At 49.5% G+C, this 12,486-nt stretch carries 12 protein-coding genes, 1 tRNA gene and 1 pseudogene; 10 read left to right on the forward strand and 4 right to left on the reverse strand.

What is annotated here, in order from left to right; all coding sequences use genetic code 11:
* Nucleotides 1–5: 5 nt before the first annotated feature.
* A complete protein-coding gene (gene rsxC, locus RFF05_RS12110) occupies nt 6–1,367 on the reverse strand; it encodes an electron transport complex subunit RsxC (protein ID WP_409967332.1) in 1,362 nt (453 codons plus the stop codon).
* Nucleotides 1,368–1,684: 317 nt separating this feature from the next.
* Here rsxC and RFF05_RS12115 point away from each other — a divergent pair, with 317 nt between their 5' ends.
* The 3 genes from RFF05_RS12115 to RFF05_RS12125 all read left to right on the forward strand — a co-directional run bounded on the left by RFF05_RS12115 (nt 1,685) and on the right by RFF05_RS12125 (nt 4,216).
* Nucleotides 1,685–2,500 carry a DUF975 family protein gene (locus RFF05_RS12115; protein ID WP_409967333.1) on the forward strand — a complete coding sequence of 272 codons (816 nt, stop codon included), beginning with the start codon at nt 1,685–1,687 and terminating at the stop codon, nt 2,498–2,500.
* A gap of 2 nt (nt 2,501–2,502) precedes the next feature.
* The gene (locus RFF05_RS12120) at nt 2,503–2,664 is read left to right on the forward strand and encodes a hypothetical protein (RefSeq protein ID WP_409967334.1); all 162 of its coding nucleotides are present in this window, start codon (nt 2,503–2,505) and stop codon (nt 2,662–2,664) included.
* Between the two features lie 169 nt (nt 2,665–2,833).
* Nucleotides 2,834–4,216: an NCS2 family permease gene (locus RFF05_RS12125; RefSeq protein WP_409967335.1), complete on the forward strand. Its 1,383-nt coding sequence runs from the start codon at nt 2,834–2,836 to the stop codon at nt 4,214–4,216.
* 534 nt (nt 4,217–4,750) lie between these two features.
* Here RFF05_RS12125 and RFF05_RS12130 read toward each other — a convergent pair.
* Nucleotides 4,751–5,188, reverse strand: a complete 438-nt coding sequence (locus tag RFF05_RS12130; RefSeq protein ID WP_409967336.1) for a helix-turn-helix domain-containing protein — start codon at nt 5,186–5,188, stop codon at nt 4,751–4,753.
* Between the two features lie 363 nt (nt 5,189–5,551).
* On the opposite strand from RFF05_RS12130, the gene RFF05_RS12135 reads away from it, so the two are divergent.
* The 3 genes from RFF05_RS12135 to RFF05_RS12145 are packed head-to-tail and all read left to right on the forward strand — an operon-like array spanning nt 5,552 to nt 7,711.
* Nucleotides 5,552–6,403, forward strand: coding sequence for a hypothetical protein (locus RFF05_RS12135; RefSeq protein WP_409967337.1), 852 nt, complete (start codon nt 5,552–5,554; stop codon nt 6,401–6,403).
* The gene (locus RFF05_RS12140; RefSeq protein ID WP_409967338.1) at nt 6,366–6,551 is read left to right on the forward strand and encodes a helix-turn-helix domain-containing protein; all 186 of its coding nucleotides are present in this window, start codon (nt 6,366–6,368) and stop codon (nt 6,549–6,551) included. The genes RFF05_RS12135 and RFF05_RS12140 overlap by 38 nt, the downstream gene beginning before the upstream one ends.
* Nucleotides 6,552–6,559: 8 nt before the next feature.
* On the forward strand, nt 6,560–7,711 hold the full coding sequence (locus RFF05_RS12145) for a tyrosine-type recombinase/integrase (protein ID WP_409967339.1): 1,152 nt from the start codon (nt 6,560–6,562) through the stop codon (nt 7,709–7,711).
* Between the two features lie 123 nt (nt 7,712–7,834).
* Here the strand turns inward: RFF05_RS12145 and RFF05_RS12150 are convergent.
* Together RFF05_RS12150 and RFF05_RS12155 are read right to left on the reverse strand one after the other, a co-directional pair.
* Nucleotides 7,835–7,926 (reverse strand) — tRNA-Ser (locus RFF05_RS12150).
* Nucleotides 7,927–8,065: 139 nt separating this feature from the next.
* Nucleotides 8,066–8,251, reverse strand: coding sequence for a hypothetical protein (locus tag RFF05_RS12155; RefSeq protein ID WP_409967340.1), 186 nt, complete (start codon nt 8,249–8,251; stop codon nt 8,066–8,068).
* A gap of 140 nt (nt 8,252–8,391) precedes the next feature.
* Here RFF05_RS12155 and RFF05_RS12160 point away from each other — a divergent pair, with 140 nt between their 5' ends.
* The 4 genes and pseudogenes from RFF05_RS12160 (at nt 8,392) to hisD (ending at nt 12,396) form a co-directional block, all read left to right on the forward strand.
* Nucleotides 8,392–9,399, forward strand: coding sequence for a histidine phosphatase family protein (locus tag RFF05_RS12160; RefSeq protein ID WP_409967341.1), 1,008 nt, complete (start codon nt 8,392–8,394; stop codon nt 9,397–9,399).
* 156 nt (nt 9,400–9,555) lie between these two features.
* Nucleotides 9,556–10,656: an ATP phosphoribosyltransferase regulatory subunit gene (locus RFF05_RS12165; RefSeq protein ID WP_409967342.1), complete on the forward strand. Its 1,101-nt coding sequence runs from the start codon at nt 9,556–9,558 to the stop codon at nt 10,654–10,656.
* The gene (gene hisG / locus RFF05_RS12170) at nt 10,548–11,126 is read left to right on the forward strand and encodes an ATP phosphoribosyltransferase (RefSeq protein WP_409967343.1); all 579 of its coding nucleotides are present in this window, start codon (nt 10,548–10,550) and stop codon (nt 11,124–11,126) included. Before RFF05_RS12165 ends, hisG begins: the two co-directional genes overlap by 109 nt.
* Nucleotides 11,123–12,396 (forward strand): annotated as a pseudogene (gene hisD, locus RFF05_RS12175) (histidinol dehydrogenase). Before hisG ends, hisD begins: the two are co-directional and overlap by 4 nt.
* Nucleotides 12,397–12,486: the final 90 nt, after the last annotated feature.

The following is a 12,486-nucleotide window of genomic DNA, read 5'->3' on the forward strand; positions in this document are numbered from 1 at the left end:
TGTGATTAAGCCTCCTTCTTTTCAGCGGCGGCTTTTTCAGCGGCAGCTTTTTCTGCCATTTTCTTAGCGCCTAGTTTTTGCTTGCCAGTTTTAAACATATGCACCAAGTGCAAACGAGCAGGACAGGTGTAAGTACAGGCACCGCATTCCATGCAGTCCATAATACGGGCATCTTCCAGTTCGTCCAACATATTCTTGGAGGCATATTGATACATGAACAAAGGTTGCAGTTTCATGGGGCACACGCCAGCGCATTTGCCGCAACGGATACATTGGGGTGCGTCCACGTGTTGTTCTTCGTTTTCGCAGAAGGCCAGCATTGCGCCAGTGCCCTTGCCCACGGGAACATCGGTGGAGTATTGGGCCATACCCATCATAGGGCCACCCATGACCAGCTTGTAGGTGTTGTCTTTCAAACCACCGCAAGCGTCGAACAGGTAGGAGATGGGGGTGCCGATGGGACATTCCAAGTTACGGGGTTCCACCATACCAGAACCAGACATGGTCACCACTTTTTTCACCACAGGCATACCTTGGGTGATGGCGCGGTAAATAGCCATGGTGGTGTTGATGTTGAACACAGCGCAACCCACTTCAGAGGGCAGAGTGCCAGGAGGCACTTGACGGCCAGTGACCGCTTGGCAGAGTTGCTTTTCAGCACCTTGTGGGTAACGGCAGTGCAAAGACACCACTTCCACAGGGAATTTCTCTGCGGCAATCATAGCGTTCATCGCATCGATGCCGTTTTGCTTGTTGTCTTCCACGCCGATATGTACCTTGTCCAAGCCGAACATTTTGGCAAGGAGGGCGGCACCGCCCAGAATTTCTTCTGTGCGTTCCAGCATGGCACGGTGGTCACCAGTGATGTAAGGTTCGCATTCTGCGCCGTTGATAATCACGGTGTCACACTTGCCAATACCGCCAGAAATCTTGATGTGGGTGGGGAAGGTTGCGCCGCCCATACCCACGATACCAGCGTTTTTCACCAGTTCGATCATTTCTTCATTGCTCAGGGTGGAAGGGTCGCTAGGTGCTACCACTTCTTCACTCAAGGTGTCTTGGAAATCGTTTTCGATGACCACAGACATCATACTGCCGCCCATAGAATAGGGACGGGGCTCCACAGCGACAACCTTACCAGATACGCTGGCATGGACGGCTGCAGAAACAAATCCGCCGGGTTCGCCCACACGTTGCCCAACCTTCACCAAATCGCCCACTGCAACCACAGGTTTACAGGGTGCGCCGATGTGTTGAGACATGGGGATGACCACTTGCACTGGGGGTGCCAGTTGCTCGATGGCCTTTTCGTTGGTGGCTGCCTTCATGTCATGGGGATGAACGCCGCCGAAAAAAGCTTGTGCCATTGTCTTCACCTCATTTTTTCTCTGGATACAGGGGTCTCCCTAGGGATAAATTTTTATCCCAAATCCCCTATATTCCCATACTGCTTTACATTCTACACCGAATTTCCAAAAATGTCTAGACTGTTAATGATTATTTTTTTAGAAAAGTGCGCCATTTTTGCCAGAGAGACGTTATTCTGGGTAGTTTTACATGACTAACCAAAAGAATGCCCTTGCGACAGGCCACGCTATATGGTATACTGAGGGAGAAAAGTAGAGGGGACAAAGTGCCCCGATATACTATATTATATGTATACCCATGGAATGAGGAGGCCTTTATGCACTATACCATGATTGACCGCAAGCAGGTTAAACGGGAAAATAAGCAACTGTTGAAAACGGCACAGGTCAGTCCCAAGGCGCTGACAGTATTTTATTTGGGCATCTCCATGTTTTTATCTGTTTGCACCACGTTTTTGCCCAGTATGAGTTTATTTTCCTTGGCCTTTGATATGGCAAGTGTGGCGCTTGAGCCACTGCTGATTGTTGGCACCTTCGTCTCCATTTTAGTTACGCTGATGCTCCAAGTTCTCACCGCTGGGTATACTTTGTATTGTATGGGTATCTACAAAGGTGAACACATGGATTTTGGCAATTTGTTTGATGGGTTTGCCTTTGCCAGTAAAATTGTCTCGTTGATGATTCTGGAGTTTTTCTATGTGTGGGCATGGAGTTTGCTTTTTGTCTTCCCAGGCATCATCGCCGCCTATCGTTATCGGTTCGCACTGCTAAATCTGTGCGAAAACCCAGAACTATCTGCTGGTGAGGCGCTTGCTTTGAGCAAGAAACAAACCAAAGGGTATAAACTGCAAGTGTTTATGTTGGACTTAAGTTTTATACCGTGGATGTTGCTGGCACAGCTACCAACCTTTGTGCTCTATGGTTCTGCTTTTGAAGTGGTGTCCATTGCCTCGCTCATCCCCCAGTCGCTGTTGGTACAAAATCTCATCATTGGGTTGTGGTCGCTGGTGGTGATGTGTTTCTATTTGCCGCTCTATCAGACCTCTGAGGTTGCCTACTTTGAAATCGCAAAAGAGTCTTTTAATGGGAATTATAACCATAGAAATGACCCTGATAAGGAAATTTGGGAATAAAAATGAGTGAAGAAGTAGATGCTTTCAAATTGGAAGTATCTACTTCTTCGGCGTGTCAAAGAACCCTGCTCGGGGGAGCTCGACTAGCCACGCATGGCGTCTTTTTTGACAAGCCTGAAATGGTGGATACTTTCAAACTGGAAGTATCCACCATTTTTGTGTAACTTTTTTGTGAATTATGCAGAATTGCCAGAATTTGCATAAAAGGTTGCCCTATTTCTATTGACAATGTGGGTCAAACTCAGTACAATTGCCTTACAGAGTTTTTTGTGACCAAACAATTTTTGTCTAAAAATGGAAAAGAAAACAATGATTTCAAATAGGAGGATTTTTATGAATCAAACCTTAGACCGCTTGTTCCGCCTTAAAGAGCATGGCACCGACGTGAAAACTGAAGTAATGGCAGGGATTACCACCTTTATGACCATGGCCTATATTTTGGCTGTGAACCCACCCATTTTGGCAGCCGCTGGTATGGATGCTGGCGCTGTGTTCACTGCCACTGCTCTGGCCTCCATGGTGGCCACTTTGTTCATGGCATGGTTTTCTAACTACCCCTTTGTGTTGGCACCTGGTATGGGGCTGAACGCCTATTTTGCTTACACTGTGGTGCTGTCTATGGGCTACACGTGGCAAGTGGCGTTGGCGGCGGTGTTCGTGGAAGGCATCATCTTCATCGTTTTGTCTGTCACCAATGTCCGTGAGGCTATTTTCAATGCCATTCCCATGAGCTTGAAGCACGCTGTGTCTGGGGGCATTGGCTTGTTCATTGCCTTCATTGGCCTGCAAAACTCCAATCTGGTGGTCAGCAATTCTTCCACCATGGTGTCTGTGTACCCCTTCCACTCTAGCATTGAAACTGGCGAATTTAGCAGCGTGGGCATCACTGTGGTGCTGGCTTTCTTGGGCACTTTGTTCACGGCCATGTTGATGGTGCGCAAGGTAAAGGGTGCCATTTTGTTTGGTATTCTGGGCACTTGGCTGACGGGTATTGCCTGCCAGCTCACTGGGCTGTACGTCCCCAACTTCGACTTGGGCATGTATTCTTTGTTGCCTGACTTCTCTGGCGGTTTGTCCATCCCTAGCTTGGCACCCACGCTGATGCAAGTGGACTTTTCACAAGTGCTGACCCTTGATTTCATCGTGGTGGTGTTGGCCTTTTTGTTTGTGGATATGTTCGATACTTTGGGCACACTCATTGGGGTGGCTACCAAGGCGGATATGCTGGATGAAGATGGGAAACTGCCTAAAATTCGCGGCGCGTTGATGGCTGACGCATTGGGCACCTCTGTTGGTGCATTGTTAGGTACGTCCACCACCACCACTTATGTGGAAAGCTCTTCTGGTGTATCCGAAGGTGGACGCACTGGCTTGACCGCTGTCACCAGTGCCATTTTGTTTGGGTTGGCACTGTTTTTGTCCCCAGTGTTCCTTGCCATTCCCTCCTTTGCCACGGCGCCTGCTCTGATTATCGTTGGCTTTTTGATGGTCAGCTCTGTGTTGAAGGTGGATTTCAATGATTTGACCCAAGCCATTCCTGCGTATATCTGCCTGATTGCCATGCCCTTTATGTATTCTATTTCGGAAGGCATTGCGCTGGGCACCATTTCTTATGTGGTGATTAACGTCATCGCTGGTGGCGAAAAACGCAAGGGCATCAGCCCCATGATGTATGTGCTGGCTGTGCTGTTTGTGCTCAAATACGTGGCACTGTAAACCAACAAAAACCGCCTTAGGTTGCAAGCAACCTAAGGCGGTTTTTTTATGGATAGCCATACCCCCACGCCCTCAAAAGGCGGAACCGCAGGTTCCAACTTTTGCCGTTACCCCCACGCCCCCAAAAGGCGGAACCGCAGGTTCCAACTTTTGCCGCCCCAAAGGGAGGGGGTGCGGGGGAACCGTAGGTTCCGCCCGTATTAAAATCAGCCCGTCCGCAGACGACCCTCCTTCGACAGAAAAAAACACACCACGTAAGTGGTGTGTTTTTTGGCGGAGAAGGAGGGATTCGAACCCTCGAGACCCTTTAGGGGCCTACATGATTTCCAAAAATAAGCCCTATAGATTTCTCGTATTTTATACGGGTTTCTCGTGTTTTTCGCCTATTGTTTCATATCATTACACCCAGTTTTTGCCCTTAGTAGAACGGATGGTAGAACCCATGGTAGAACCAAGCCCACACCGCTGGCCAACAAAGAATAGGAGTGCCCCTCTAATGTGAGGGGCACTCCTTTATTGTTGCCACGGGGGTGCTTATTCACCGTATTTTGCTTTCATTTCCGCAAATTGATGCTCTAGTGCATACAAGCGATTTGCCAATATTTCAGGACTTGGATTCTCTATTTCTTCCGCAATTTTAAGCGTGACCCATTCGTCTTGCAATTCTTCAATACCGTCATACTTCCCAAGTAGGTAATCAAGGGAAACATCATACAGATGGGACAAGCGCACCAGCAATTCCAAAGAAGGCTCATACTTTCCTTTTTCATAACCGCTGTAGGTTTGGGGTTTGCACCTTATCACGTCACACAGGTCTTTTTGGGTAAATCCTGCCCGTTTCCGTGTGGCTTCCATAGCTTCCCCAACCACTTCCATACGTTCTTGCTTGGTCAATGGTTTTGCTAGGTATTCGCCAAACTCTCCTTGAATCGCCATTAATTCATATTTGGATAATTCATATTCGCCGCTCATAATACCACCGCCTTTCCTAAACACTATACCACGGATTTCTCGTAGTTTCAACTGTTTTTATACGAATTTTTCAAATTATACCAAAAACCCGTAGCTATTTTTGTACAAATACGAGAAAATCGTAGGATTCCTCCCGTTCTATTGCATTTACTACGAATAACTCGTATAATACACAATAGGAACACGAGTTTTCCGTATTTTCGGAAAGCCCAAGGGGTAGACCCTCTACCCATGGGGAATGTGTGTTGACCGCTCAAGCGGTCGGCACACGTTCCCCGTGGGTGCCACACGGTCGCAACCGTGTGCATCCCCCGTTCCCCTTACTTGACATAGTAACATATTTTACTTATTTAGGAGGAACCCATGAACGGACTTGGCTATTCAAAGAACAGTGTCTACCAACAAAACGTAGGCTTTTTGAAGCAGTACACCCCCACCGCCTATCGGCTCATTCACCTGCGCTGCGTGCGCAGTGCAGGCTTTGAAGAACGAGGGAACCCCACCAAGGGCAAGAAGGGAAGTGCTGGTAATTCTAGCAAGATGGCGCAAAGCCTATCACGCTCTAAAAGTCGTATTCACGAATTGGCACTGTGCAACCCTTGGGAATATTTCATCACCCTTACCATCTCCCCAGAAAAGTTTGACCGCAACAACCTGCCAGCTTATCAAAAACAGCTATCTAAATGGCTGAACAACTACAACACACGCAAGGGCTATCAAGTGCGCTACCTGTTGATACCAGAACCCCACAAAAATGGCGCTTGGCATATGCACGGCTTATTGATGGGGCTACCTTTACAAGCCCTCACCCTCTTTACCATGGCTGACAACATCCCCAGCAACATCAAGCGGATGCTAAGCCAAAAGCGGATGATTTACAACTGGGGTGCTTATGCTTCTACCTTCGGTTGGGTCACCGTGGAACAGATTATAGCCCATGACCGCTGTGCATCCTACATGACCAAGTACATCACTAAGCAGTTGCAGGATTCCAGTGTAGCCTTGAACCATCACGTATACTATGCGTCCAAGGGCTTAGCTCGTGCTACGCTGATACACCGTGGCGATATGAAAGAAAACTTTGAACCAGATTTTGAAAATGACTATGTACGGATTAAGCACTTCACAAACGCTGAAGATGCCCTACCCTATTTTTGTGACAAGGAGGATATGACCTATGGAACATCCACTATTGACGGTGAAGGAAACCGCTAGTATTCTACGCATCAGCACAAGCAAGGTATATCAACTCATCAACGAAGATGCCATTCCCCATATCAAGCTAGGCAACCGCTGTATCATCCCTCGCCAAGCGTTGATGGACTGGATTGGACTTTGCATCACAGGAGGTAAACACGCATGACAGGTGGCATGACAAAGAAAAAGAACCGTTGGTACATCCACTATTACATCGGCAAGGATGCCACTGGCAAATGGAAACGCAAATGGGAAGGCAGTTGGAGCACCAAGCGAGAAGCTGAACGCATTTTGCGTACCCGTATTCAAGAACTGGAAAACGCACCCAAAGCACCCACCATCACAGGTGATACCATGGAGCAGTATTTGACAGGGTGGATAGATGGCTACTGTACCATCAACCTAGCACCCAACACCTTGAACAGCTACCGCACCAACGTACGCAAGCATATGCTTCCCTACATCGGACATATCCCCTTGCAAGCAATCAAGCCAGCGGAGATACAACAGCTCTATACCACGCTCACTGACAAGGGGCTTTCTAAAACCTCGGTACGTTACATTCACAACAATCTACACAAAGCCTTTGCCACAGCTGTGAAGCAAGAACTGATACCACGCAATCCCACGGATTTTGTAGACCCTCCACGGGTGAACCACTACGAAGCTACCACCCTATCGCCCACGGACACCCTGACCCTTTTGGAAGGGTGTCGGGGGCAACCCATCTATCTACCTGTATTCCTTGCTGTCACTCTTGGCTTGCGCCGTGGTGAAGTGTTGGCTCTGCAGTGGGATGATGTGGATATGCACCATGCCACCTTGACCGTGCGACACTCTGCCCTATTCACCGAAGATGGTTTTTCCCTGCAACCCACCAAGACCAAGAACAGCCGAAGAACCTTGCTCATTCCTCAAGCCCTCATGATAGCCCTTGAAAGTGCACTTTCAAAGCAACAAGATATTGCCACCATTGCAGGACGGGGGTATAACCCCTACAATTTGGTTTGCTGTCGAGAAGACGGAACACCCCTTACCACCAACGCACTGCAACACCGTTTCAAGGACGCATTGGAGCAAGCCCAGTTACCACCTATCCGCTTTCATGACCTGCGCCATACCAATGCCACCTTGATGCTTCGCAATGCTGTACCTGCAAAAATTGTATCCTCCATGCTGGGGCATTCCTCCATTGGCATCACATTGGATACCTACTCCCATGTGGTCACCGAAATGCAAGAGGGTGCAGTGGGTGTGATGGATGGCATTTTAGCACCGCTGAACCATCCCAAACCACCATCCAAAACCGCCCCAGAAAACGCATAATTTGTCTTATGGTAGAACTATGGTAGAACTGGCAATTTCATACGGATTTCTCGTAGCTTCAAATGGGCTGAAAAGTTGTGAAAAACGACAAAAAACCCTGCAAACTTGCGTTTACAGGGTTTGTGGCGGAGAAGGAGGGATTCGAACCCTCGAGACCCTTTAGGGGCCTACATGATTTCCAATCATGCGCCCTCGACCAACTAGGCGACTTCTCCAAGTCGTATTGACTTATCGTGCTGTCAAATCAGACAGCTATGTTATTATATCAAACTTGGCGGAAAAGTCAAGCCTTTCTTTGCAAAAAGTCAAAAAAATTTTTCAAGGGGGTGACACAAACTGCCAACCCCCTTGTGTTTACCCATGATGCAATTCTTCTCGCATAGCCATCATGGCGTCTTCCATGGCAGAGCCAAAACGCTGAAAACTATCTTCCATTTGGCACTTGACCTGCTTGCTCTTTTTAGGATTCATCATGGAAACCCCTGCGCCAACCACCATGCCAGCGCCCAATCCTGCTAAAAATCCGTAACAACTGTTCATATCAAAACCCTCCTTTGCGGTTGACTTAGTATACCCCTACAAAAGTGATATTAATCGCCAAAATCCATTGCCAATAACAGTAAAAAAGGCTATACTATGGACAGTGTGTAAAATTTACATTTAAATGTGAGGACTCAAGCATGACAACCATATATTTTATTCGCCATGCCGAAGCGGAGGGCAACCGCTATCGCATCGCCCATGGTCATTATAATTCCCTGTTGACGCCCCGTGGTTGGAAACAGGTGGCCTGCGTGGAAAAACGCTTCGCCGATGTGCATATTGACGCTGTATATGCCAGCGACTTGTACCGCACCTGTGCCACGGCCACGTCTATTTTCCAAGCCCACAACCTACCCTTGCACCGTGAGCTACGGCTGCGAGAAATCAACGTAGGCGTGTGGGAAGGGCAAACATGGGGGGATTTGATTCGCCTATACCCCACCCAAACCCATCAGTTTAGCCATGATTTGTTTGCATGGGAGATGGAAGGTGGCGAAGATCCCCGTGCCGTCATCGCCCGTATGGAAGAAGCTGTGTGCGATATTGCCAAGCGCCATGCCAACCAAACGGTGGCGCTGTTTTCCCACGGCTACGCCATCCGTTTGCTCCTTGGGAAGCTACAGGGCATGAGTCACACTGAACTGGACAAAAGCCCCACAGGCGGCAACACCGCTGTGTCTTGCCTAGAGGTAGAGGGCGACGTCATCACCGTCCGTTTCCGTGACGATGATTCTCATTTGGCAGAGCTGGATAATGGCGTTGTTCGCCCAACCGCTGTTCAGCCTGGTGCTCGCTTTGAGACGGTCTCGGCTGAAGAGGTCAATCGCCAATTTGGCTTGCAATTAGAAGGTGGTCACTGCCTGTTGGCTTACCGCCAAGAAGAACCCATTGGGTTTATACAGCTGTTGCCGGAACAGGGCAAGGGCTGTATTGGCGCCATGGGTTTGTTGGAACCATGGCGCAACCATGGTTTTGGCGGTCAATTATTAGGCCAAGGGGTGATGTTTTACCGCACCATGGACTGTGACACCGTGTATATCCATGGTGGGTGCGTTGACGCTGGCTTTTTAGACCGCCACGGTTTTGTGGCGCAAGAAGGTGGTGTGTTTGCCAAAGAAGGCAAATATCAAGATTGGTATTTGTAAAATTTTGCGAAACACCGAATTACCACTTTACAACGCTACCATAATGAAGTATAATGGGGTTATAGGATAAAATGCCAACAGGCGACCACAGGTCGCCCCTACAGAGGGCACGGATATGAAGCACCCCAACACCCCACCCATATTTAGGAGGACACCATGGAATTTAACTTAAATAAACTCAAGCCACAAGAACAGGTTTCTTTGAAATTACGGCTTTTATATGAAGATTTTGGCTATCAAAAATACCGCATGGGTCGTTTTGAAGAATACGGCCTGTATCAGGAAAATCGCCGTTTCCTCTCCAGCGAACAAGTGCTGACCTTTACCGATTTGGACGGTCGGCTGTTGGCGTTGAAGCCTGATGTGACGTTGTCCATTGCCAAAAATGCCAAGCCAGAGGCTGGTACAGTGCAAAAATATTACTACTCTGAAAATGTGTACCGCCCCAGCCAAGAGAGCCACACCTTCCGAGAAATTAGTCAAATGGGGGTGGAGTGCATCGGTGCTGTGTCTCAAGAGGATATGGCACAGGTGGTGGGTCTTGCCATTGAAAGCCTTGCCACCACACAGGTGCCCTTTGCCTTGGAATTGAGCCACATGGGCTTTGTGACAGGATTGTTGGACGCTGTGGGCGCACCTGCCAACCTGCGCCCTGCCCTCCTCCAGAGCATCCGCAACAAAAGCATCCACCAATTAGAGCAAGTGGCCAGTGACGCTGGATTGTCTCGCCAAGGGCTGGAGGCTTTGGGCAAGCTGATTGGTCTGTCTGGAGACTGGCAAACGGTGCTCAGCGCCGCCGCACCTTTGGCGTTGAATGCCCCCATGGGGGATGCGCTAGACGAGTTGACTGCCTTGATGACCGCCTTGGGCGAACAAGCTGGTGTGGTGAAAATTGACCTGTCTTTGGTCAACGATATGGAATATTACAATGGCCTTGTGATGCAAGGCTATTTAGATGGTCTGCCCCGTGCCGTGCTCCGTGGTGGGCGCTATGACCCATTGGTGGAGCAGTTCCGCGCTGGTAACCGTGCCATCGGTTTCGCCTTATATCTGGACGAAATGAGCCGCTTGGAATTGGCAGATGCCCCTCAAAAAGATGCCCCTGTCATGCTGAATGTGGCGCTGCCCAAGGGGCGCTTGGGGACAAGGTGTATAACCTCCTTGCCGCTGTGGGCTATGGCTGTGAAGAGGATTACAACGACAGCCGCAAGCTGGTGGTGGAAAATGTCACCGCTGGCATCCGTTATTTCTTGGTGAAACCCAGCGACGTGGCCATTTACGTGGAACACGGTGCCGCCGATATCGGTATTGTGGGCAAGGATATTTTAGAAGAGTCTGGCGCCGATGTGTACGAGCTGATGGACACTGGTCTGGGCAAATGCCGTATGTGTGTGGCGGCGAAAAATGGCTTCGTGGACGATGCCAGCCGTACATTGCGTGTGGCCACCAAGTTTGTCAACATTGCCAAGGCCTATTACGCCAGCCAAGGTCGTGACATCGACATCATCAAACTCAATGGTTCCATTGAGTTGGCACCATTGTTAGGACTTTCTGACGTGATTGTAGACATTGTGGAAACTGGCTCCACTTTGCGTGAAAATGATTTGGGCGTGGTGACAGAGTTTATGCCCATTTCCGCACGGTTCATTGCCAATCGCGCCAGTTATCAGTTTAAAACCAAGGAAATCACAACCTTGTTAGGGAAATTGGCAGGTGATGACCAATGATGAAGTTGCTAAACTTTGAAGAAGTCACTCTGCGTGAAATCTTAAACCGTGACATCCAAGCAGAAGTGGATGTGGGCGACAAAGTGGACGCTGTCATCGCTGACATCCGCGCAGGTGGCGATGCCGCTTTGCTAGACTATACCCATCGTTTTGATGGGGCGGAGTTGACGGATTTGCTGGTGAGTGAGGCTGAAATGGAGGCCGCCTTGGCCTCCATGGACGACTATTTCTTAGAAACCTTACAACAAGCGGCAGAGAACATCCGCTTTTTCCATGAAAAACAGCGCCACAACGACTTTGTCCTCACCAAAGAAGACGGGGTGGTCATGGGGCAACGGTACACCCCCATCGAAAAGGTGGGCATCTGCGTCCCCGGTAACACGGCGGCGTACCCATCTTCGGTGTTGATGGACACCATCCCTGCCAAATTGGCTGGGGTGAGCCAAATTGTCATGATGACCCCTCCTGACAAAAATGGCAACATTGCCCCCAAGTGTTGGCGGCGGCCAAGTTGGCAGGGGTGGATTTGATTGTGAAAGCTGGGGGCGCCCAAGGGGTGGCGGCTCTGGCTTACGGCACAGAATCGGTGCCCAAGGTGGATAAAATTGTCGGCCCTGGTGGTATTTTCGTGGCCACTGCCAAGCGCAAAGTGTTCGGCACGGTGGACATTGATATGATTGCTGGCCCCAGTGAAATTCTGGTGTTGGCAGACGGCAAAAGCAACCCAGAATGGGTGGCGGCCGATTTGCTGAGCCAAGCGGAGCACGATGTGTTGGCCTCTGCGGTGCTGGTCACCGATAGTGCCGATTTGGCGATGGCGGTGCAAGCGGAAGTGGAGCGTCAATTGGCGCTGTTACCCCGTGGGGACATTGCGCGCAAATCCATTGACGACAATGGTAAAATCATTGTTACCACTGATATGAACAAAGCTGTGGAAGCGGTGAATCACATTGCCCCTGAGCATTTAGAATTGTGCGTAGACGATCCTTTTGCCTTGCTCAGCCAAATCCGTAACGCAGGCAGCATTTTCATGGGGCGTTACACCCCAGAAGCCATGGGTGATTATTTCGCAGGCCCCAACCACACCTTGCCCACCGCTGGTACGGCGCGGTTTTCCAGTCCTTTGAGCGTGGACGATTTTGTGAAAAAGTCCAGCTTTTTGTATTACACCCCCACCGCCCTAGAAAAAGTAGCGCCTAGAGTTGCAGATTTTGCAGAACGTGAAGGCCTACACGCCCACGGTCACAGCGTGAGCGTGCGGTGTAAGTAATCGTAGGTTTTTGCAATTCATGGGAACGGGGCGTCGGGGACGCCGCCCCCTACATCACAATCCATTAAAACCCTTATCTGTAGGGGACGG

This window comes from Bengtsoniella intestinalis, from assembly GCF_039719005.1.
GTDB lineage: Bacteria > Bacillota > Clostridia > Oscillospirales > Oscillospiraceae > Oscillibacter > Oscillibacter intestinalis.